General features: G+C 70.4%; 18 protein-coding genes. 14 read left to right on the top strand and 4 right to left on the bottom strand.

Annotated elements, in window-relative coordinates; all coding sequences use genetic code 11:
• The first annotated feature begins 188 nt into the window (after positions 1-188).
• The 6 genes from ACIBSV_RS39865 to ACIBSV_RS39840 all read left to right on the top strand — a co-directional run bounded on the left by ACIBSV_RS39865 (position 189) and on the right by ACIBSV_RS39840 (position 7,618).
• On the top strand, positions 189-1,493 hold the full coding sequence (locus ACIBSV_RS39865; protein ID WP_395872038.1) for an extracellular solute-binding protein: 1,305 nt from the start codon (positions 189-191) through the stop codon (positions 1,491-1,493).
• Between the two features lie 303 nt (positions 1,494-1,796).
• Complete coding sequence (locus ACIBSV_RS39860; RefSeq protein WP_395872036.1) at positions 1,797-2,846, top strand: carbohydrate ABC transporter permease; 1,050 nt, start codon at positions 1,797-1,799, stop codon at positions 2,844-2,846.
• Between the two features lies 1 nt (position 2,847).
• Positions 2,848-3,786: a carbohydrate ABC transporter permease gene (locus ACIBSV_RS39855; RefSeq protein WP_395872035.1), complete on the top strand. Its 939-nt coding sequence runs from the start codon at positions 2,848-2,850 to the stop codon at positions 3,784-3,786.
• Between the two features lie 111 nt (positions 3,787-3,897).
• On the top strand, positions 3,898-5,403 hold the full coding sequence (locus ACIBSV_RS39850; RefSeq protein ID WP_395872033.1) for a glycoside hydrolase family 1 protein: 1,506 nt from the start codon (positions 3,898-3,900) through the stop codon (positions 5,401-5,403).
• The gene (locus ACIBSV_RS39845) at positions 5,390-6,418 is read left to right on the top strand and encodes a LacI family DNA-binding transcriptional regulator (protein WP_395872030.1); all 1,029 of its coding nucleotides are present in this window, start codon (positions 5,390-5,392) and stop codon (positions 6,416-6,418) included. Before ACIBSV_RS39850 ends, ACIBSV_RS39845 begins: the two co-directional genes overlap by 14 nt.
• A 570-nt stretch (positions 6,419-6,988) precedes the next feature.
• Positions 6,989-7,618 carry a DedA family protein gene (locus tag ACIBSV_RS39840; protein ID WP_395872028.1) on the top strand — a complete coding sequence of 210 codons (630 nt, stop codon included), beginning with the start codon at positions 6,989-6,991 and terminating at the stop codon, positions 7,616-7,618.
• 117 nt (positions 7,619-7,735) lie between these two features.
• Here the strand turns inward: ACIBSV_RS39840 and ACIBSV_RS39835 are convergent, their stop codons facing one another.
• From ACIBSV_RS39835 to ACIBSV_RS39825, 3 genes are all read right to left on the bottom strand, one after another.
• Complete coding sequence (locus ACIBSV_RS39835; RefSeq protein WP_395872026.1) at positions 7,736-8,428, bottom strand: DUF305 domain-containing protein; 693 nt, start codon at positions 8,426-8,428, stop codon at positions 7,736-7,738.
• The gene (locus ACIBSV_RS39830; protein WP_395872024.1) at positions 8,425-9,147 is read right to left on the bottom strand and encodes a DUF3105 domain-containing protein; all 723 of its coding nucleotides are present in this window, start codon (positions 9,145-9,147) and stop codon (positions 8,425-8,427) included. Before ACIBSV_RS39830 ends, ACIBSV_RS39835 begins: the two co-directional genes overlap by 4 nt.
• A 61-nt stretch (positions 9,148-9,208) precedes the next feature.
• Positions 9,209-9,619, bottom strand: a complete 411-nt coding sequence (locus ACIBSV_RS39825; RefSeq protein WP_395872022.1) for a hypothetical protein — start codon at positions 9,617-9,619, stop codon at positions 9,209-9,211.
• A gap of 250 nt (positions 9,620-9,869) precedes the next feature.
• Between ACIBSV_RS39825 and thrS the strand changes: the two genes are divergently transcribed.
• From thrS to ACIBSV_RS39800, 5 genes are all read left to right on the top strand, one after another.
• Complete coding sequence (gene thrS, locus ACIBSV_RS39820) at positions 9,870-11,849, top strand: threonine--tRNA ligase (protein WP_395872020.1); 1,980 nt, start codon at positions 9,870-9,872, stop codon at positions 11,847-11,849.
• A 79-nt stretch (positions 11,850-11,928) separates the two neighbouring features.
• A complete protein-coding gene (locus ACIBSV_RS39815) occupies positions 11,929-12,489 on the top strand; it encodes an HIT family protein (protein WP_395872018.1) in 561 nt (186 codons plus the stop codon).
• A 160-nt stretch (positions 12,490-12,649) separates the two neighbouring features.
• Positions 12,650-12,997 carry a thiol-disulfide oxidoreductase DCC family protein gene (locus ACIBSV_RS39810; RefSeq protein ID WP_395872016.1) on the top strand — a complete coding sequence of 116 codons (348 nt, stop codon included), beginning with the start codon at positions 12,650-12,652 and terminating at the stop codon, positions 12,995-12,997.
• On the top strand, positions 12,994-14,247 hold the full coding sequence (locus ACIBSV_RS39805) for a glycosyltransferase 87 family protein (RefSeq protein ID WP_395872014.1): 1,254 nt from the start codon (positions 12,994-12,996) through the stop codon (positions 14,245-14,247). Before ACIBSV_RS39810 ends, ACIBSV_RS39805 begins: the two co-directional genes overlap by 4 nt.
• A gap of 290 nt (positions 14,248-14,537) precedes the next feature.
• Positions 14,538-15,878: a hypothetical protein gene (locus ACIBSV_RS39800; protein WP_395872012.1), complete on the top strand. Its 1,341-nt coding sequence runs from the start codon at positions 14,538-14,540 to the stop codon at positions 15,876-15,878.
• Positions 15,879-16,149: 271 nt separating this feature from the next.
• Here the strand turns inward: ACIBSV_RS39800 and ACIBSV_RS39795 are convergent, their stop codons facing one another.
• On the bottom strand, positions 16,150-18,309 hold the full coding sequence (locus ACIBSV_RS39795; RefSeq protein WP_395872010.1) for an elongation factor G-like protein EF-G2: 2,160 nt from the start codon (positions 18,307-18,309) through the stop codon (positions 16,150-16,152).
• Between the two features lie 290 nt (positions 18,310-18,599).
• Between ACIBSV_RS39795 and pgsA the strand changes: the two genes are divergently transcribed.
• From pgsA to ACIBSV_RS39780, 3 genes are read left to right on the top strand one after another with little or no spacing between them, the layout of a single operon-like run.
• Positions 18,600-19,304, top strand: a complete 705-nt coding sequence (gene pgsA, locus ACIBSV_RS39790; RefSeq protein WP_395872009.1) for a phosphatidylinositol phosphate synthase — start codon at positions 18,600-18,602, stop codon at positions 19,302-19,304.
• Positions 19,301-20,227, top strand: coding sequence for a phosphatidylinositol mannoside acyltransferase (locus ACIBSV_RS39785; protein WP_395872007.1), 927 nt, complete (start codon positions 19,301-19,303; stop codon positions 20,225-20,227). Before pgsA ends, ACIBSV_RS39785 begins: the two co-directional genes overlap by 4 nt.
• Positions 20,224-21,345: a glycosyltransferase family 4 protein gene (locus tag ACIBSV_RS39780; RefSeq protein WP_395872005.1), complete on the top strand. Its 1,122-nt coding sequence runs from the start codon at positions 20,224-20,226 to the stop codon at positions 21,343-21,345. The genes ACIBSV_RS39785 and ACIBSV_RS39780 overlap by 4 nt, the downstream gene beginning before the upstream one ends.
• Positions 21,346-21,458: the final 113 nt, after the last annotated feature.

The following is a 21,458-nucleotide window of genomic DNA, read 5'->3' as shown; positions in this document are numbered from 1 at the left end:
CACCGCCGCACCGCCGCACCGCCGCACCGCCGCACCGCCGCACCGCCGCACCGCCGCACCGCCGCACCGCCGCACCGCCGCACCGCCGCACCGCCGCACCGCCATGGGTTGTGCTCCTTCGCCATTGCGTTCGGGGCGGTGGGGGTGGAGATCTTGCTTTTTGGATGCACGTCTTCAGGAGGTCGTTCATGCGTACGCGTCACGTTCGTGGTCGGGTCAGGGCGGTGGCGGCGCTGTGTGCCGTGTTGTTGGTCGGGGGTGGGCTCGCCGGGTGTGGGGATGGTGGGGGGTCCGGCTCGGGGGATGGCAAAGTCACCTTGAATGTCGGGCTGTTCGGGACGTTCGGCTTCGAGGAGGCCGGGCTGTATGCCGAGTATCAGCAGACGCATCCGGGCATCAAGATCGTTCAGCACGACACCGAGAAGGAGGAGGACTACTGGCGTACCGTGCAGACTCGGCTTGCCGGTGGGGGTGGGATCGACGACATTCAGGGCATCGAGGTCGGGCGGATCGCCGACGTCGTGAAGAACCAGGCCGACAAGTGGGTGGATCTGAACTCGCTGGGCCTGTCCGCCGGCAACGCCCAGTACCTGCCGTGGAAGAGCAAGGCGGCGACCACCGCCGACGGGAAGGTGTTGGGGGCCGGGACCGATACCGGTCCGATGGCGATCTGCTACCGCAGCGACCTGTTCAAGGCGGCCGGACTGCCCACCGATCGGGACGAGTTGGCACGGCGCTGGTCCACGTGGGAGGGATACGTCGAACTGGGGCGGCAGTTCCAGGCGAACGCCCCGAAGAAGACGCATTACCTGGACAGTGTGACCGGGTTGTACAACGCGATCATCGGGCAGCAGCAGGAGTCCTACTACGATCAGGCCGGCAAGCCGATCTACGACACCAACCCGACCGTGAAGCATGCGTGGGACCTGGCCACCCAGGCTGCCGACGGCAAACTGTCCGCCACGTTGCAGCAGTTCCAGAGCGACTGGAACCAGGCGTTCGCGGCCGACGGCTTCGCGTCGCTCTCCTGCCCGGCATGGATGATCGGGTACATCAAGACTCAGGCCGGTGACGCGGGCAAGGGCAAGTGGGATGTTGCTCCCGGCCCCGGTGGCACCGGCAACTGGGGTGGCTCGTACCTCGCCATTCCCAAGGGCGGCAAGCACCACAAGGAAGCCGCGGAACTGGTCGCCTGGCTCACCGCGCCCGAGCAGCAGACCAAGATGTTCCAGAAGCAGGGGAACTTCCCGTCCAAGACCGGCGCGATCGAGAGCGTCAAGGCGACCACGGATCCCTACTTCAACAATGCGCCGATCGGCGCGATCTTCAGCACGGCCGCGGAGCGGATGCCCGTGCAGGTCACCGGAGTTCGGCACAACGACATCAAGGAGAACATCACCACCGCGCTGACTTCCGTGGAGGCACAGGGAGTCAAGCCGGACGATGCGTGGAAGCAGGCGCGCGACGCGGTCAAGAACGCCCTCGCAAGCTGACGGCGACCACCCGCGACGAAGCCGACAGCCGGCTACGGACTCCGGCGCCGCGCCGGCCACGGTCCGCGGCGCCCGCTCGGGGCGCCGAACAACGCACCAGGCCCGGGACCGCACCACGGCTCATGCCACGGCCCGCACCACGGCCCGCACCAAGGTCCGTGCCGGCAGCAGGGCAGCCGGCGTCCGTGACGCCGTATCGGACCCGCCCCTCCGGGCCGCCCCTTTCGGTGGCCCGACCGTCCCTCCTCGGTCGGGTCACCCCCACGCCCGCCCACCCACCTCACCCGGCCCGGAGTGATCCCGATGGCGGCACCACCCCCCGCTCGTGAAGCCCGATCCCGACTTCGATCCGGGGCCCGATCCCGACCCGAGCCCCCATCCGACCCCCGGCCCGACTCCCTTCCCCAAACGCCCACTTCCCTCCTGACTCCCCGTCAAATGTGGCGACGACGCGCCAACACCGCGTCGCCCTACGCCTTCGTCGCGCCCTTCTTCGTCCTGTTCATCGCCTTCGGGCTGTTCCCGCTCCTCTACACGGGCTATATCTCGCTGCACCGCGTTCGCCTGCAGAACCCGGACGAGATGACCTGGCTCGGCCTGGAGAACTACACCAACCTCTGGCACGACCGGTTCTTCTGGAAGGCGCTGCGCAATACCTTCACCATCGGCGTGATCTCGACCGTGCCGCAGCTGTGCATGGCGCTCGGCCTGGCGCATCTGCTCAATCGGCGGCTGCGCGGGCGGACCTTCTTCCGGGTCGCGATTTTGATGCCCTACGCGACGTCCGTAGCCGCCGCGACGCTGGTGTTCGGTGGCCTGTTCGGGCGTGACTACGGCATGGTCAACTGGTTCCTCGGCCTGTTCGGCGTCGACAACGTCGACTGGTACAACGGCACTTGGACCTCACAGATCGCCATCTCCACCATCGTCACCTGGCGTTGGGTCGGCTACAACACGCTGATCTATCTCGCCGCGATGCAGGCCATTCCGCACGATCGTTACGAGGCGGCCGCGCTGGACGGGGCGAAGTCCTGGCACCAGTTCCGGCACGTGACCATTCCCGGACTGCGGCCGACGATCGTGTTCACCGTCGTGGTCTCGACGATCGGCGCGATGCAGATCTTCGCCGAGCCGTTGCTGCTTCAGGGTGGACCGATCGGTGTACGCGGTGGGGCCTCCCACCAGTACCAGACCATCGGGCTCTACATGTACGAGACCGGGTGGAGCAACTACGCGCTCGGCAAGGCATCCGCGATCGCGTGGACGACGTTCCTGATCATTCTTCTGGTCATCGGGGTCAACGCGCTCGTCTCCAGGAGTCGTTCGCGCCGCGAGACCCGGGAGGGCCGCTGACATGGCAGGTACGACAGGTACACCCGTTGCCCCCTCGCACCCCACCGGCCGGGAATCCGACGGTCCATCGACGCCGGCGCCGCGGACGGGGTGGGGCCGTACTCGCCGATCCAAGCACTCCCGTCAGCTCCACGGCGGTCCCCTCGTGTACGTGATCCTGGGCTTCGCGACCCTGCTTTCGGTGTTCCCCTTCTACTGGTCGATCGTCGCCGCCACTCGCAGTAATGCCGACATCAACCACGTACCGCCGCCCCTCACGCCGGGTGGCAACCTGCTCTCCAACTTCGACAAGGCGCTCGACGAGGCCGACATCGTCCAGGCGTTGATCAATTCGACGATCGTGTCGGCCACCGTCGCCGCCGGCACCGTGCTGTGTTCGACGCTGGCCGGATTCGCCTTCGCCAAGCTGCGGTTCCGGGGGCGCGGCATCCTGCTCGGGATCACGGTCGCGACGATGATGATCCCGCCGCAACTCGGGCTGATTCCGCTGTTCATGATCATGGCGAAGTTGCAGTGGGTGAACCAGTTGCAAGCCGTCATTCTGCCCACGTTGGTTACCGCGTTCGGCGTGTTCTTCATGCGGCAGTACCTGCTGGAGGCGCTGCCCGACGAACTGATCGAGGCCGGCCGGGTGGACGGCGCGTCCTACGCGCGAATCTTCTGGTCGATCGTCGTGCCGATCGCCCGCCCGGCGATGGCGGTGCTCGGCCTGCTCACCTTCATGACCACGTGGAACGACTTCTTCTGGCCGATCATCGCGTTGTCGTCGAGCAATCCGACCGTGCAGGTCGCGATCAACTCGCTCGGCGGGGGTTACGTGCACGACCAGTCGATCATCCTCGCCGGAACGTTGCTGGGAACGCTGCCCGTCCTGGTGGTCTTCGGCCTGCTCGGCCGGCAGATCGTCGGCGGCATCATGCAGGGCGCGGTCAAGGGCTGACCACAGCCGACGCCATCGAGGCCCCGGGCCGACGAGGCCGTCGAGCCGACGAGGCCGTCGAGCCGACGAAGCCATCGAGCCGACGAAGCCATCAGGAAAGGAATTCCCATCATGACCGACCACGCCCTGACCGCCCGACCGGCGCTGTCGACCCGCCTTGACGGCGGCTTTCCACCCGGATTCGTCTGGGGTGCCGCCACCGCCGCCTATCAGATCGAGGGGGCCGCGGCCGAGGACGGTCGAGCACCGTCGATCTGGGACACCTTCAGCCGGATCCCCGGCCGGGTACACGCCGGCGACACCGGCGACGTGGCCACCGATCACTATCACCGCTATCGCGAGGACGTCGCCCTGATGGCCGAACTCGGCCTGGGCGCCTACCGGTTCTCCATCGCCTGGGCTCGGGTTCTGCCCACCGGGAGTGGCCCGGCCAACGCGGCCGGGCTGGACTTCTACGACCGGCTCGTGGACGAACTCCTCGCGCACGGCGTGGATCCGTACGCGACGCTCTATCACTGGGACCTGCCCCAGGCGCTCCAGGACACGGGCGGGTGGGGCGCGCGTGACACCTCGGCCCGATTCGCCGAGTACGCGCGGGTGGTGGCGGCGCGGCTCGGTGACCGAGTGCGCGACTGGACCACGCTCAACGAGCCCTGGTGCTCCGCGTTCCTGGGATACGGATCGGGCGTACACGCGCCGGGGTCGACCGACCAGGAGTTGTCCCTGCGCGCGAACCATCACCTGTTGCTCGCGCACGGGCTCGGCGTCGGGGCGCTGCGGGCCGAACTGCCGACCGGGCATCGGATCGGGATCACCCTCAACCCGGCGGCGGTACGGCCTCTTTCGGACCGGCCGGCGGACTTGGACGCCGTGCGCCGGGTGGACGGCCTGGCCAACCGGATCCAGGTCGGCCCGCTGCTGCGCGGCGAGTATCCGGCGGACGTGCTTCGGGACACCGCCTCGGTGACCGACTGGGCGTTCGTCCGGGACGGCGACCTCGCCGAGATCGCCCGGCCGATCGACATGCTCGGGGTGAACTACTACACGCCGCTGCTGGTGGGCGGAGCCGAGGACGGTGCCACCGAGGCCGGCCGAGCCGCCGCGCCTCGCGACGACGGCCACGGCGCGAGCGCGTACTCACCGTGGCCCGCGTGCGCGGACGTGCGGTTCGCGCAGGCGCCGGGCGAACGCACCGCGATGGGCTGGGGGATCGACCCGAGCGGGCTGTACGACGTGCTGACCCGGTTGCGGGCCGAGGCGCCGGGGCTGCCGCTGATGGTGACCGAGAACGGCGCGGCGTACGAGGACCGGGTGGACGCGACGGGCGCGATCGAGGACGTCGAACGCACGGCCTACATCGCGGCGCACGTCGCGGAGGTGGGCCGGGCGATCGACGACGGGGTGGATGTTCGGGGCTATTTCGTGTGGTCCCTGTTGGACAATTTCGAGTGGGCGTACGGATACGCGAAGCGCTTCGGCATCGTGCACGTGGACTTCGCGACCGGTCGGCGTACACCCAAGCGCAGCGCACGCTGGTACGCGGCGGTGATCGCCGACAATCGGGTGCTCGGGGCCGATCCGGCCTCGGACGGAATGGGGAGCATTGACCAGGACTGACGGTCGGAGCAAGGCCGCCTCGGCGGCCGAGCCGCCGACCCTGGAGACGGTGGCGGCGGTGGCCGGGGTGTCCCGCGCCACCGTCTCGCGGGTGATCAACAGCTCGCCCAAGGTCAGCCCGCGGGTGCGCGAGGTGGTCGAGGCGGCGATCGCGCGGACCGGATACGTGCCCAACCGGGCGGCTCGCACGCTGGTCACTCGGCGCACCGACTCGGTGGCGCTGGTCGTCCAGGAGCCGGAGACGCGGTTGTTCGGCGATCCGTACCTGTCGGCGATCGTGCGTTCGGTGGGTGCGGAACTGGCGGATACGGACCATCAGTTGGTGCTCATGATGGTGCGCACCATCGAGCAGCAGGATCGGCTGGAGCGGTACCTGCGTGGCGGGCACGTGGACGGGGCGCTGCTGGTGTCGTTGCACGGCGACGACTCGCTGGCGGGGCGGCTGCACGGTGCCGGGATGCCGGTGGTGGTGGGTGGGCGGCCGTTGGGTTCGGACGCCGACTTCGTCTACGTCGACGCGGACAATGTGGGCGGTGCGCGTGCGGCGATCGAGCATTTGAGCGTGCGTGGGCGGCGGCGGATCGCGACCATTGCCGGACCACAGGACATGTGTGCGGGGGTGGACCGGCTGCGCGGCTACCTGGACGCGGTACCGGGGCGCCCGCTCGTGGCGCATGGCGACTTCAGTCGGGCGGGCGGGGCGGCGGCGATGCGCACGCTGTTGGCCGAGGATCCGGACCTGGACGCGGTGTTCGCGGCGTCGGATCTGATGGCGGTCGGGGCGATGGCGGTGTTGGGGGAGGCGGGTCGGCGAATTCCGGAGGACGTGGCGGTCGTCGGATTCGATGACGCGGACGTTGCGGGGTGGGCGGAGCCTTCGCTGACCACGGTGCGGCAACACGTGGCGAAGCAAGGGCGTTTGATGACGCGGCTGTTGCTGGATCGGATCGGGGGTGGGGTGGGCGCGGCGTCTGTGGTGTTGCCGACGACGTTGGTTGAGCGGTGCTCCTCGTGAAGCGTCGCGGGTGGGGTGGCCTCAAGCGCCGGCCAGGCTGGTTGGATTCTTGGCTGGGCTTGGGTGTTGGTGGGCTTGGGGTGGCCTCAAGCGCCGGCCGGGCTGATCTGGCCTCAAGTGCCGGCCGGGCTGGTTTGGCCTCAAGCGCCGGCCGGGCTGGTGATGCCGGTTGGGCTTGGGTGTTGGTGGGCTTGGGGTGGCCTCAAGCGCCGGCCGGGCTGATCTGGCCTCAAGCGCCGGCCGGGCTGATCTGGCCTCAAGCGCCGGCCGGGCTGGGTTGGCCTCGAGTGCCGGCCGGGCTGATTTTGGCGTTGTGGGCAGGCCGGGCCGAGTTGGGGGTTGGCTGGGGTGTGGGCCGAATGTGTGGTGTCGATGTCGGGAAGTCGACACGGTGATGGGTGAGATTTTCGGGTGGATGGGCTCTGAGATGGGTGTTTTTTCAGGTCTTATCACGTCACGTGACCGGTGGTGACCAGGACCCGATGTTCCGCCGGATGGGGGATCGCGCGATGATCTCCCGGTGACCGATACCTGTCTACCGATCCGCTGCGCGTGCACGGGGGTACACCAGTGACCGGCGCCGGGACCGGACTGCTGTTCTCTCCCTGGCTTTGGCTGGCGATGCCGCTGATCGTTTCCATCGACGCCGTGCTTCCGATCGTGCCCGGTGACGAACTCGTGATGGCCGCCGCGGCGGTCGCGGACGGTGACCTCCGGTACATCGTCCTGGTACTGCTGACCGCCGGGGTCGGCGCGTTCATCGGGGATCAATGCGCCTACGCGGTGGGCCGCGCACGGCTGCGTCGCGGGGGCGACGCCGTGCTGGGGCCGCGCCGGCAGAAGGCGATGGATCTGGCCCGCAGCGCGCTGGCCAAGGGCGGGATGTCCGCGCTGATCGCGGCCCGCTTCCTGCCCGGCGGGCGGACCGCGGTGAACATGCTCGCCGGCCGACTGGGCTACCCGCGCCCGCAGTTCCGCGCGGCGACTCTGGTCGGGGCGACCATCTCGGTGTCGTACGCGATGACCGTCGGCACGCTGGCCGGCCGCATCGTCCAGGACAGCCCGCTGTTCGTGGCCCTCGGCGGGATGGCGTTGGGCGCCTCCGTACCGGTGATCGTGGGCGTGCCGGCACGTGTCGTGCGTGAGCTCCGCCGCCGGCGGCACGCCGGCGAGACGACCGCCGCCACCGTCGAGGTCTGAGAAGCCGGCGGGACGAGCGACAGTGGGGCGCGGGATCACCATCGATCCCGCGCCCCACTCGTCTCGGGGCCGGTTCGCTCCACCGCGACCGTCCCGCCCCGACCGTCCCGGCTCGAACTACCCCGCCCCGCGCTCCGTGAGCATCGAGCGCATCAGGTCGATCTCCGAGCTCTGGCCCATCACCATCGTGTTCGCCAGATCCCGGACCTGCTGCACCTGCGCGCGGGTCTGACCCTCGCGGGCCATCGCCACTCCCGCTTCGTGGTGCGCGATCATCAGCTGGAGGAACATCACCTCGGCGTCCTTGCCGTGCAACGTCGCCAGCCGGTCCAACTGCGCCTGCGTGGCCATGCCCGGCATCAACTGGGTGTCCGCGCCGGCCGCCGGCGTACCGTGCCCCGAGTGGTTCGGCATCGAGCCCGGCGTCATCCATTGCATGACCGGCCGGGTCGAACCGAGCGTCAGGCCCCACATCTGGAGCCAGGACGCCATCCGGCCGATCTGCTCCTGCTGGGTCAGCGCGATGTCGTACGCGAGCTTTCGCGTCGCGTCGTCCTGCGTCAGGTCGCGGATCATCATCGCCATCTGCACGGCCTGCGCGTGGTGCGTGCGCATGTCACGCGCGAACCCGGCGTCGACGGAGTCGTCGGCGGGCGGGTTCGGCACGGCGGCCGGCGCCGGACCGAGGGACCGGGTGGGCGTGGTCGCCGTGGCAGGCTTGTTCGAGTCGTCCGACGAACACGCGGCCAGCGCCGGCACCGCGAGCAGACCGGTCGCGACGATCATCGCGACCCGTGCTCGGGGCCTCACGAGGTCGGCTTCCCGACCCCACCCGTGCACGGCGAGCCGGGCTCCGGGGTCTGCTTGCCTTCCTTGTACGCCTTGATGAACTGGTCCAGACGCGGGTCGCTCGCGTTGTCCAGCTTGAGCTGCAGACCCCACGCCGAGGCGACGACCGGCTTGTCCAGGCCCTCGTACGGGCTCAGCATCATGTACGTCTTGCCCTTGACCTTGGACTTCAGGATCTCGAGCTGGTCCGCGGGCAGGTTGGACTGGTAGGTGAGCCACACGGTGCCGTGCTCGAGCGAGTGCACGCCGTTGCGGTTCGGTATCGGCGAGTCGTAGATCCCGCAGTTCTGCCAGACCGGGTCGTGTTCGCCGCCGACCGGCGGGATCTGCTTGTAGGTGACGTCCTTGGGCTTGGCGATGTGCCCCTGCGACGCCGTGTACGCGCTGACCCCGACGATGTCGCTCTTGACGCTGGGGTCCGGCTTGACGTCGGCGATGACGTTCGAAGCGCTCGACTTGTCGCCGTCGTCGTCGCTGGAGGACATGACCACGGCGGTCAGCCCCGCCACCAGGGCGATGACCGCGAGGCCCGACGCGGTGAAGATGATCGCCGAGCGGCGCTTGGCGGCCTTGCGCTCCTGCTCGCGCTGAGCGGCCACCCGCTCACGGGTCGCCGCCATCCGGGCGGACCGCTGCGCCTTGCTCTGCTTCTTCGAGGTGTTGGGGGACTGTTGCCCCATGGCTCCGCCTTATTCCGATTCCGGATTCGTTTGTGGACCGTGCGAGGGTGTGCCGCGCGGATCACGTACGACTGACGCAGAGCACCGTCAGATCGGGGGCGTCCTTGGCGGGCGTCGGCGCGAGCGCGATACCGAGGGCGTCCGGTTCGGCCAACCACGGCGGGAGCATCGAACTGGGCGCGGGCGCGACCACCGGCGGCAGCGGCGGAACGGTGGCGGGTACGCACGCGTGCGTGCGGTCGCCGCATTGCCCCGAGCCGTCGCCCTTGTCGTCCGGACCGCCACTGTCCCGGTCCTGGTGCGCGGTGTGGTGGAACGGGCACACCGTCGGGATCGTGGCGGTCGAGGGCACCGACTCGGCGTGGATCGGGAACGCGCTGCCGAGCAGCGCGGCGCACGCCAGAGCAGCCCCGGCCAACAGCCGGATCACCGGCCGCAGCGGGACTGCCAGCGAGGCCATCCGTTGCGTCACGGGCCCTATTGTCACCTGAAGGAGTGACCCTGTGGGAAGTCGGGGCGCGATCTTTCGTCGTCGTGACTGGGCCGTGACTGTGCAGGTGTCTCCACCGGCGGCCGTACCGACGCGCGCCGGGCCCGGGCCGGGTCCCGCCCGGGGGCGGGAAACCGAGGCAAGGTTCCCGCTCCCGGCTCGATAGCATCGGTGTGCGAGCGATGCCGGCTCGCCTTGCAGCACACGCCAACCACACGTCAGGAGACGAACGGTGTCCGAAGCCCGAGTGACCATCAGCCGCGACCCGGACCGGGACGAGCGGGTGGTGACCACGGGCACTACGGCTGCCGACCTCTTCGAAGGCGACCGCTCGGTGGTCGCCGCGCGCGTGGCCGGCCGGCTCGTGGACCTGGCGTACGTCGTGGTCGACGGCGACGAGATCGAACCGGTCGAGATCGGCTCCGAGGACGGTCTGAACATCCTGCGCCACTCGGCCGCGCACGTGATGGCCCAGGCGGTCCAGGAACTGTTCCCCGAGGCCAAGCTCGGCATCGGTCCGCCGATCAAGGACGGCTTCTACTACGACTTCGACGTCGAGACGCCGTTCCACCCGGACGATCTCAAGCGCATCGAGAAGAAGATGCAGGAGATCATCAAGCAGGGGCAGCGCTTCGCCCGCCGGGTTACCACCGACGAGGACGCGCGCGCCGAACTGGCCGACGAGCCGTACAAGCTGGAGCTGATCGGGCTCAAGGGCTCCGCCGCCGAGGCCGCCGAAGGTGCCTCCGCCGAGGTCGGCGCCGGCGAGCTGACCATCTACGACAACCTGAACGCGAAGACCGGCGAGCTGTGCTGGAAGGACCTCTGCCGAGGCCCGCACCTGCCCACCACCCGCAACATCCCCGCGTTCAAGCTGATGCGCTCGGCCGCCGCCTACTGGCGCGGCAGCGAGAAGAACAAGCAGCTCCAGCGCATCTACGGCACCGCGTGGCCGAGCAAGGACGAGCTCAAGGCCTACACGACCTTCCTCGAGGAGGCCGAGAAGCGCGACCACCGCAAGCTCGGCGCCGAGCTGGACCTGTTCTCCATCCCCGAGGAGATCGGCTCGGGCCTGGCCGTCTTCCACCCCAAGGGCGGCATCATCCGCCGCACCATGGAGGACTACTCGCGGCGGCGGCACGAGGAGGCGGGCTACGAGTTCGTCTACACGCCGCACGCGACCAAGGGGAAGCTCTTCGAGCTGTCCGGCCACCTGGACTGGTACGCCGACGGCATGTACCCGCCGATGGAGCTGGACGAGGGCCAGAGCTACTACCTCAAGCCGATGAACTGCCCGATGCACAACCTGATCTACCGGGCCCGGGGGCGCTCGTACCGCGAGTTCCCGCTGCGGCTGTTCGAGTTCGGCACGGTCTACCGCTACGAGAAGTCCGGCGTGGTGCACGGGCTGACCCGCGCACGCGGCTTCACCCAGGACGACGCGCACATCTACTGCACGCGCGAGCAGATGGCGGACGAGCTGGACTCGCTGCTGACCTTCGTGCTGAACCTGCTGCGCGACTACGGCCTCGACGACTTCTACCTGGAGCTGTCCACCAGGGATCCGGAGAAGTCGATCGGCACCGATGAGAACTGGACCGAGGCCACCGAGACGCTGCGCCAGGCCGCGCAGAAGCAGGGTCTGGAGCTCGTCGACGACCCGGGCGGCGCCGCGTTCTACGGCCCGAAGATCTCGGTCCAGACCAAGGACGCGATCGGCCGCACCTGGCAGATGTCGACCATCCAGGTCGACTTCAATCTGCCGCAGAGGTTCGACCTCGAATACACCGCCTCCGACGGCACCCGGCAGCAGCCGGTGATGATCCACCGCGCGCTGTTCGGCTCGATCGAGCGCTTCTTCGCGGTGCTGCTCGAGCACTACGCGGGCAAGATGCCGCCGTGGCTCGCGCCGGTCCAGGTGGTCGGCATCCCGATCACCGAGGAGCACGTGCCCTACCTCGAAGAGGTCGCGGCCAAGCTCAAGGCGCACGGCATCCGGGTCGAGATCGACGACTCGGCGGACCGCATGCAGAAGAAGATCCGCAACGCCAACAAGTTCAAGATCCCGTACATGCTCCTGGCGGGCGACGAGGACGTGCAGGCCGGCGCGGTGAGCTTCCGCTACCGCAGCGGCGAGCAGAACAACGGTGTCGCGATCGACGACGCGGTGGCCGAGATCGTCAAGGCCGTCCAGGACCGCATCCAGATCTGACGTGGTGTCACCGACCGCGGCCCGGGACCGTGCGACAGCGCGCGGTTACCGGGTCGCGGCCCTTCCCGGCCCACGGCATATGCTTCCTGGCATGACGAGCGAGCCCGAGATCCAGGATGGGGTTGGGGGGCCGGATGCCTTTGCCCGGCTGTGGACTCCCCATCGGATGGCGTACATCAAGGGTGAGAACAAGCCGTCGGGGCCGACCCCCGACGACGGGTGCCCGTTCTGCCGGATTCCGGCGCTGAGCGATGTCGACGGGCTCGTCGTCGCGCGGGGCGAGCAGGTCTACGCGGTGCTGAACCTGTACCCGTACAACGGTGGTCACCTGATGGTGGTGCCCTATCGGCACGTCGCGGACTACACCGACCTGGACGACGCGGAGACCATCGAACTCGCCCGGTTCACCAAGCTCGCGATGGCCACGCTGCGCAAGGTGTCCGGCGCGCAGGGGTTCAACATCGGGATGAACCAGGGCCACGTCGCCGGGGCCGGGATCGCCGCGCACCTGCACCAGCACCTGGTGCCGCGCTGGGGTGGCGACACCAACTTCATGCCCGTCGTCGGGCACACCAAGGTGCTGCCGCAACTGCTCGCGGACACGCGCGAGATGTTGGCCGCCGCCTGGCCGGTCGACTGACCGGGGCGGTCGGCGTTCCGGGGGCGCGGACCCGCCGCGGGCGCGGTGGGCGTGCCCGGGCCCGGTGGCAGGATCCAAGCGGCTGTTGTCAAGGAGAAGAGCTTTGAGCGCACGACCGGTTCTCGTGTACGACGGCGACTGCGGTTTTTGTACCCGGTCGGTGGAGTTCGCGCAGAAACACATCCCGTTCGACGCCGACGTGGTGGCCTGGCAGTTCGCCGAGTTGGAGGAGCTCGGGGTCGAGCAGCACCGTGCCGAGCACGAGGTGTTGTGGGTGACCCCCATCGGCACCGTCTACGGCGGACACCACGCGGTGGCCAAGCTGTTCATGAACGCCGGCGGCCCGTGGGCCCTCGCCGGTGCCGCGCTGCGCGTGCAGCCGGTGAGCATCGCCGCGCACGGCGTGTACCGCCTGGTCGCGGACAACCGTGACCGCATGCCCGGCGGCACTCCCGCGTGCGCGATGCCGGCCCACTTGCGGCCGGACACCGTCAACGCCGCAGGGTGACCCGCCGGGCGGCTCTCGCGGTGGCCGCGTGCTCGCTGACCGCGTATCTCCTGCTGGGCACCTTCGGGTCCGCCGACATGTGGTGGCTGGGCGATCTGAAGGTGTATCGGCAGGGCGGGGTGGACGTGCTGGCCGGCCACGGTGAGCTGTACACGATCCGGCCGGGACGGCTGCCGTTCACCTACACACCGTGGGCCGGGCTGACCTTCACGCCACTGGCGTGGTTGCCGTGGGGCGCGGTCGAGGTGCTCGGGGTGGTGGGCAACCTGGCGTTGCTCGGTACGGCGACCTGGCTCGCGTGGGGGATCCTCGGCCTGCGCGGCGACGACCGGGTACGGGCGACCGCGCTGAGCGCCGCCGCCCTGTTGTGGACCGAGCCGGTCCAGGAGAACCTGCGCTTCGGGCAGATCAACCTGTTGCTGCTGGTCCTGGTGCTGGCCGACTTCGCGCGCCCGCGCGGCGCGCGGTTCGCCGGGGTCGGCGTCGGTCTGGCGGCCGGGCTCAAGCTCACCCCGGCGATCTTCATCCCGTACCTCCTGCTGACCGGGCGCGTGCGCGAGGGGCTGACCGCGCTGGGGGTGTTCGTCGGTACCTTCGCGGCGGCGTTCGCGGTGCTGCCGCGCGAATGCGCGGACTACTGGGGCGGGTTGTTCCTGGATGACGCCCGGATCGGGCTGGCCCAGTTCCCCGGCAACCAGTCCGTGCACGGCGCGGTGACCCGCCAGTTCGGCGCGCAGTCGCCGCCGGGATGGTTGTGGCCGCTGCTGGCGGTCCTGGTCGCGGCGGTGGGCATGACGCTCGCGGTCGCGGCGGCGCGACGCGGGGCGGCCCTGGCCGGGATGGGGTTCTGCGCGCTGACCGCGCTGCTGGTGTCGCCGATCTCCTGGACGCACCACTGGGTATGGGCGCTGCCGCTGGTGATCGTGCTCGCCGACCGGGTCCGGCGTACCCGCTCGTGGCCGGCCTGGGGTGTGCTCGCGGCGGTGTTCGCGGTCGCCGCGGCCTATCCGATGGAGCGCGCCCGGGTGTCCGGGGTGCTGCCGAGCGGGATCGTGTGGACGGTGCCGTTCGGTGACGGCGCCGAGTTGGACCTGCACGGTTGGCAATTGATCGTGGGCAACGCGTACGTGCTCGTCGCCGTGGCCGGGTTGGCCGTGGCCGCCTGGGCGCTGGTCGCGGATCGCCGGCATTTCACCTGTTCGACCGGTTTGACCCCGGCCGCCGAGCCCGACCCGGATCCCTCTTCGTAGACTCGTCGTACTTTCAGGTGATCCGTTCCAGCCGCCACGGCGGGTGATCGCGGGTCGTACGGCGAGGCGGGCGCGATGTGGGCGAAGGCGCTGCGGGTGGTCGCCCCGATCGTTGCCGCGCCCGGTTCGCGCACCGGTGCCCGAGTCGTGGGGGAGTGGCCGGGCGGTGGGCTCGGCGCGGGCCGCACGACGGTTCGAGTGATGATCCGATCATGCCTAGACTGAGCCGAACGGGGAGCGGCCCGGTCGCCGGCGAGGCGGCGAGGGGGCCGGGGGCGGAGACGGCACGCATGGGCAGCAAGGCTCGGTCCGCCGACGGCGATACCTCCCCTGACCAGGCCCGCGGCCTCGGCAGGTTCCGTTTCCCGGGCAGGGCCCGCTCGATCGGCCTCGCCGCGGTCGGTCTGCTGGTCGCGATCGGCATCGTCGTCACCGTCGGCGGCGCGGCACCCCCGCCGCCCACGACCCGGCCGCTGCTCCTCGGCGGCGTCATACCCGGCCCCGAGGGACCGATCGCGCTGCCCACCGACGCGCCGCCGGTACCGCCCACCGACGCCGAGCGGGCCTGGCTCGCGCAGGGCAGCGTCCCGGGCGACACCCCGCGTTTCCGGGCGATGGCCGAGCGCGCGCTGCTGGACATGCGGGTACTGACCCAGCCCGACGGTTCGGTCGCCGCGGCGTGGTTCGGGATCTGGAAGTACGTCTGGCCGCGCGACGCCGCGTGGGTCGCGGCGGCCTTCACCGTCACCGGCCACGACCGGGAAGCGCTCGCGGTGCTGCGCCGACTGGCCGCGCTGCAACGGGCCGACGGCACCTGGGAGGCGCGCTACCGCCTGGACGGGGGACCGGTCGGCGACAAGCGGGCGGCGCAGTTGGACGGCAACGGCTGGGTGCCGTGGGCGGTCTGGTTCTGGTACGTCCACCAGGACCCCCGGGCTCCGGGGACGGCGGCCGCGCTCGCCGAGTTGTGGCCGACGGTGCGCAGGGCCGGTGACGCGGTGGCCGGTCGGTTGCGCGCGGACGGGCTGCCGCCGCGTGGTTCGGACTACTGGGAGACCCGCACCGACCAGGTCACCCTGGGCACCGCCGCGCCGCTGTCGGCGGGGCTGCGGGCGGCCGCCGACCTGGCGCGGCGCACCGGCAGCGGGGCCGAGGAGCAGCGCTGGACGGGCGCCTCGACGCGACTCGATCGTGCGGTCCGCGAGGAATTCGGGCCGCACGGCTATCCGCGCACGGCGTCGGCCGAGGGCGGCGCGGACACCGCGGTGACGTGGCTGGGCCCGCCGTTCGCGCGCGCGGACGCCGGCGTCACCGGCGCCGTCCGCCGATCCGCCGAATTGTTGACCCTGCCCAACGGCGGGATCCTGCCGGGCGAGCGCTGGGGCGGCGATCCCACCGCGGCCTGGACCCCGGAGACCGCGTCCTTTGCGCTGTTCAGCGCGGCGAGCGGGGATCGGGCCGGGGCGCGCAGCCGGCTCGATTGGCTCGCCGACCATCGCACGGCGGCCGGATCGTTGCCGGAGAAGGTCGACGCGCACGGCAAGCCGGCCTCGGTGGCCCCGCTGGCGTGGACGTCGGCGACCGTGCTGCTGTCGCTGGTCGCGCTGGACCGGGCGCTGCCGATCCCCTGAGCGGGCGGGGCACGATCGGCCGACCCGCGCGACCGGCCCCGGGCCCGGCGAGCGGCTCGCCCCGCGCCCCACGCGGCACGACACCCTTTGGACGGGCGCACTCCCGGGTCGGCCGACCCCCCATCCGTACCGCGCCCCACCGGCACGGCTCCCCCAGTGCGCCGCCGAAGCGCCCCGGCATCCCCGTACGGGACGATCCGGCGGCGCACGAGCCGGTCCGACGGCCGCGACGGGGTGCGCCCGGCCGCCGGACCGGATCGGCTCGTGGGGTCTAGGCGTCGGTGTCGGCGGTGACCTTCGCGGCGAGTTGCGGGGGCATCGGGTCGTGCCGGCAGTAGGCGCGGGCGAACTGGCCCGTGCCGTGGCTGATCGAGCGCAGGTCGATCGCGTAGCGGCTGATCTCGATCTCGGGGACCTCGGCGCGGATCAGGGTGCGGCCCGAGCCGGTCGGTTCGGTGCCCACCACCCGGCCGCGGCGCGAGCTCAGGTCGCTGAGCACGCCGCCGACGTACTCGTCGGAGACGGTGACCCGCACCTCGGACACCGGCTCCAGCAGGTGGATCCGGGTGCTCGCGGCGGCCTCGCGCAGCGCCAGCGCGCCCGCCATCTGGAAGGCCATGTCGGAGGAGTCGACGGAGTGCGCCTTGCCGTCGGTCAGCGTCACGCGCAGGTCCACCATCGGGTAGCCGGCGGCGACGCCCTTCTCCATCTGCGCCCGGACGCCCTTCTCCACCGACGGGATGAAGTTGCGTGGCACCGAGCCGCCGAACACCTTGTCCACGAACTCGAAGCCGGAGCCGCCGGGCAGGGGCTCGACGTCGATCTCACAGATCGCGAACTGGCCGTGTCCGCCGGACTGTTTCACATGCCGACCGCGTCCGCTGGCCTTCTCCGCGAACGTCTCGCGCAACGACACCTTGTGCGTGACCGCGTCCACCGCGACCCCGTAGCGGCTGCGCAGCCGGTCGAGCAGCACCTCGACGTGCGCCTCGCCCATGCACCACAGGACCAGTTGATGGGTGTCGGTGTTGTGCTCCAGGCGCAGCGTGGGGTCCTCGGCGACCAGGCGCGCGAGCGACTGGGAGAGCTTGTCCTCGTCGGCCTTACTGTGCGCGCGGATGGCGACCGGCAGCAGCGGGTCGGGCATCATCCACGGCTCCATCAGCAGCGGATCGTCCTTGTCCGAGATGGTGTCGCCGGTCTCGGCCCGGGTCAGCTTGGCGATCGCGACGATGTCGCCGGCGATGCCCCGGTTGAGCGAACGCTGCTGCTTGCCCAGCGGGATCGACATCGCGCCGATCCGCTCGTCCAGGTCGTGGTCCTCGTGGCCGCGGTCGGCCATGCCGTGGCCGGAGACGTGCACGGTCATGTCCGGGCGCAGGGTGCCGGAGAAGATCCGGACCAGCGAGATCCGCCCCACGTACGGGTCGGACGTCGTCTTGACCACCTCCGCCGCGAGTGGGCCCTCGGGGTCGCAGGTCAGCGGGTCGTGCGGCTTGCCGTCCGGGGTGGTCACCGGCAGCACCTCGTGCTCGGGCGGTGCCGGACAGGCGCGGACGATGCCTTCCAGGAGTTCGATGGTGCCCAGTCCGTTCGGCGCGACCGCGAGCACCGGGTAGAACGAGCCGCGCGCGACCGCGGTCTCCAGGTCCGTGATCAGCGTGTCCACGTCGATCTGCTCGCCGGAGAGGTAACGGTCCATCAGGGACTCGTCCTCGCTCTCCGCGATGATGCCCTCGATCAGCCGGTTGCGGGCGTCCTCGATCAGCGGCAGGTGCTCGGGGTCCGGGTCGAGTGTCTCGCGGGTGCCGGAGGAGTAGTCGTACACCCGCTGGGTCAGCAGGCCCATCAGGCCCGCGACGCTCTCGTCCTCGCCGTGCAGCGGCAGGTAGAGCGGGAGCACGGTGTCCGCGTCGGGGTCGCCGAACACCCGTTGGCAGATCAGCACCATCTCGTCGAAGTCGGCGCGCGCCTGGTCGAGTTTGGTGATCACGATCGCGCGCGGCATGCCGACCGCGGCGCACTCGTCCCAGATCATCCGGGTCGAGCCGTCCACGCCGTCGGCGGCCGAGACCACGAACAGCGCGGCGTCCGCGGCGCGCAGGCCCGCGCGCAGGTCGCCGACGAAGTCCGCGTAGCCGGGGGTGTCGAGCAGGTTGATCTTGACGCCGTCGAATTCGACGGGGGACAGCGACAGCGCCACCGAGCGGTGTTGGCGGTGTTCGATGTCCTCGAAGTCGGACACGGTCGTCCCGTCCTCGACGCGACCGGCCCGGGGAATCGTCCCGGTCGCCACGAGCAGGGACTCCACCAATGTCGTCTTGCCCGCCCCCGTGTGGCCCACCAGCACCACGTTGCGCACCGAGTCCGGGCTCGCCGGCGCGGTTACCCTGCCGACGGTTCCGGCGCTAGCTCCGGATTTGTCCGCCATGTGCCACCTCCTGGTTGTCCATGTCGTGCGGTCGTCGTCGACGTCTCCGGACGCACAGGTGCCAGGGCCTGTCCGGTCGATCCCGACGGGTCCGCCGAGATCGGACGGACAGGCTCTTGTCGGTCGTCGGTACGCCAACGTCCGCAAATCGATTCCTGAACGGCAGCATTGCCCCGACGTCCGACCGAGTACAAGTGTCCTCGCCGTACGGGCTGTTCTCCAACGCGGCGCGCCCGGGTACGGCACGCCCGGACGACGGGGGGCTCGGGAGGCGCGACCGCGTCAGTACGATGGGCGCACCAGGCGGGTCGAGTCCTTCGGATCCCCCGCCGCCCCGGCAATCCTTCGGGAAGGCGATGCTCAACAAATACGCTCGTGCCTTCTTCACGCGTGTGCTCACCCCGTTCGCGAGCTTTTTGCTGCGCCACAACGTGAGTCCGGACACGGTGACGCTGATCGGCACCCTCGGGGTGGTCGTCGCGGCGCTGGTGTTCTTCCCGATCGGCTGGTTCCTCACCGGCACGCTCGTGATCACCGCGTTCATTTTTTCCGACCTGGTCGACGGCAACATGGCACGTCAGTTGGGCCGCTCGACCAAGTGGGGCGCCTTCCTCGACTCCACCCTGGACCGGGTCGCGGACGCCGCGATCTTCGGCGCGCTGGCGATCTGGTTCGCCGGCGACGGCGACAACCTGCGCATGTGCATTCTGGCGATCGTCTGCCTCGGGTCCGGCCAGGTCGTGTCGTACTGCAAGGCCAGGGCCGAGAGCCTGGGCCTGGCCTGCGATGTCTCGGGGCTGATCGAGCGTGCCGAGCGACTGGTCATCTCGCTGGTGGCGACCGGTCTCGACGGTTTGGGTGTGCCCTACATCCAGGAGGCCGCGCTGTGGTTCATCGCGGTGGGCAGCCTGATCACCGTCTTCCAGCGGATGATCGCGGTGCGCCGCTCGGCGTCCGCGATCGACAACGCGCTGCCCGGAGGTGACAAGGGATGACCGAAGTCGGGCAGCGGCTGGCCGACACCGGGTACGCCCTGGGCTGGTCCGTGGTCAAGCGCCTGCCCGAACCGGTCGCCACGGCGATCTTCCGGCGGATCGCCGACGCCGTCTGGCGCAAGCGCGGCAAAGGCGTCCTGCAGTTGGAGGCCAACCTGCGCCGGGTGCTCGGCCCGGAGGCCACGCCCGAGCGCGTGCGCGCGCTCTCCCGGATGAGCATGCGGTCCTATCTGCGCTACTACCAGGAGGCGTTTCGCCTGCCGGTCTGGGACCGCGAGACGGTGCTGGCCCGGATGGAGTGCGATCTGACCCTGCTCGACAAGTGCAGCGCGCGCGGCAAGGGCGTGATCTTCGCGCTGCCGCACATGGGCAACTGGGACCACGCCGGCGCGTGGATCACGCTCATGGGCTATCCGTTCACCACCGTCGCCGAACGACTGAAGCCGGAGTCGCTGTACAAGCGCTTCCTGGACTATCGCGAGTCGCTGGGCATGGAGGTGCTGCCGCTCACCGGCGGCGACGGCAACACCTTCGGCACACTGGCGCGCCGGCTGCGAGAGGGCCGGCTGTTGTGCCTGCTGTCCGACCGTGACCTGACCGCCGGCGGGGTGCCGGTGAGTTTCTTCGGCGAGCCGACCCGGATGGCGGCGGGGCCCGCCGCGCTCGCCGTGCAGACCGGCGCGGCGCTGATTCCGGTCACCCTCGCGTGGAACGGCGCGGTCATGCGCGCCACGCTGCACCCGGAGATCGAGGTGCCCGCCGAGGGCACCCGCCGGGAGAAGATCGCGACCATGACCCAGCAGGTCGCGGACGCCTATGCCCGGGGGGTCGCCGGCGACCCGCAGGACTGGCACATGTTGCAGCCGCTGTGGCTCGCCGACCTGGACGCCGGCCGGCTCGCCCGGATCGGGGAGGCCAAGTGAGGATCGGCGTCGTATGCCCCTACTCGTGGGATGTGCCCGGTGGTGTCCAGTACCACGTACGTGACCTCGCGGCGAACCTGATCGCGCGCGGGCACGAGGTCTCGGTGTTGGCCCCCGCGGACGACGACACCCCGCTGCCGGACTACGTGGTGCCGGCCGGGCGGGCCGTACCGGTGCGCTACAACGGCTCGGTGGCCCGGCTCAACTTCGGCTTCCTGTCCGCCGCGCGGGTGCGCCGATGGATCCATGACGGCCACTTCGACGTGTTGCACATCCACGAACCGGCGACGCCCAGCCTGTCGTTGCTCGCGTGCTGGGCCGCGTCCGGACCGGTGGTGGCCACCTTCCACACCTCCAACACCCGCTCGCGCGCGATGATCGCGGCCTACCCGATCCTGCAGCCCGCGCTGGAGAAGATCAGCGCGCGGATCGCGGTCAGCGAGTACGCGCGGCGCACGCTGGTCGAGCATCTCGGCGGCGACGCGGTGGTCATCCCCAACGGTGTGGACGTCGGCTTCTTCGCCGACGCCCCCGTGGAGCCCGCGTGGCAGGGCACCGCGCAGGCGCCCACGATCGGTTTCATCGGCCGGATCGACGAGTCGCGCAAGGGACTGCCCACGCTGATCGAGGCGTTCCCGCGGATCGTCGAGGCGTTCCCGGGGGTGCGACTGCTGGTGGCCGGGCGCGGCGACGCCGAGGAGGCGGTGGAGGACCTGCCCGAGGCGTTGCGCGGCCAGGTCACCTTCCTGGGCATGGTCAGCGACCTGGACAAGGCGCGGTTGTTGCGCAGCGTGGACGTGTACGTGGCGCCCAACACCGGCGGCGAGAGCTTCGGGATCATCCTGGTCGAGGCGATGTCGGCGTCCGCGCCGGTGCTGGCGAGCGACCTGGACGCGTTTCGACAGGTGCTCGACGGCGGGCGGGCGGGGGAGTTGTTCGCGGTGGAGGACGCCTCGGCGCTCGCCGCCGCGGCGGTCGCGCTGTTGCGCGATCCGGTGCGGAGGGACGCGTTGCGCGAGATCGGGCGCAAGCATGTGCAGCGGTACGACTGGGAGACCGTCGGTACGGACATCCTGGGCGTGTACGAGACGGTCACCGCGGGGGCGCCCGCGGCGTAGTTGGCCTTGGCCTTACGCGCAGGCCGGGCTGGGCTGGGTTGGCCTCAAGTGCCGGCTGGGCTGGGTTGGCCTCAAACGCCGGCCGGGCTGAAGGGTGGCCTCAAACGCCGGCC

It is taken from the genome of Embleya sp. NPDC050154, assembly GCF_044460165.1.
Classification (GTDB): domain Bacteria; phylum Actinomycetota; class Actinomycetes; order Streptomycetales; family Streptomycetaceae; genus Embleya.
Note: the sequence above shows the minus strand (reverse complement) of the source record. Positions and strands in the feature narration are given on the sequence as shown.

Bases quoted from the DNA above. Each gene is read 5' to 3' on its own strand.
- ACIBSV_RS39785 (WP_395872007.1), top strand. From the start codon at position 19,301: ATGACCGAAGTCGGGCAGCGGCTGGCCGACACCGGGTACGCCCTGGGC.
- ACIBSV_RS39815 (WP_395872018.1), top strand. From the start codon at position 11,929: ATGCTTCCTGGCATGACGAGCGAGCCCGAGATCCAGGATGGGGTTGGG.
- ACIBSV_RS39855 (WP_395872035.1), top strand. From the start codon at position 2,848: ATGGCAGGTACGACAGGTACACCCGTTGCCCCCTCGCACCCCACCGGC.
- ACIBSV_RS39850 (WP_395872033.1), top strand. From the start codon at position 3,898: ATGACCGACCACGCCCTGACCGCCCGACCGGCGCTGTCGACCCGCCTT.
- ACIBSV_RS39860 (WP_395872036.1), top strand. From the start codon at position 1,797: ATGGCGGCACCACCCCCCGCTCGTGAAGCCCGATCCCGACTTCGATCC.
- ACIBSV_RS39795 (WP_395872010.1), bottom strand. From the start codon at position 18,309: ATGGCGGACAAATCCGGAGCTAGCGCCGGAACCGTCGGCAGGGTAACC.
- ACIBSV_RS39830 (WP_395872024.1), bottom strand. From the start codon at position 9,147: ATGGGGCAACAGTCCCCCAACACCTCGAAGAAGCAGAGCAAGGCGCAG.
- ACIBSV_RS39865 (WP_395872038.1), top strand. From the start codon at position 189: ATGCGTACGCGTCACGTTCGTGGTCGGGTCAGGGCGGTGGCGGCGCTG.
- pgsA (WP_395872009.1), top strand. From the start codon at position 18,600: ATGGGCGCACCAGGCGGGTCGAGTCCTTCGGATCCCCCGCCGCCCCGG.
- ACIBSV_RS39800 (WP_395872012.1), top strand. From the start codon at position 14,538: ATGGGCAGCAAGGCTCGGTCCGCCGACGGCGATACCTCCCCTGACCAG.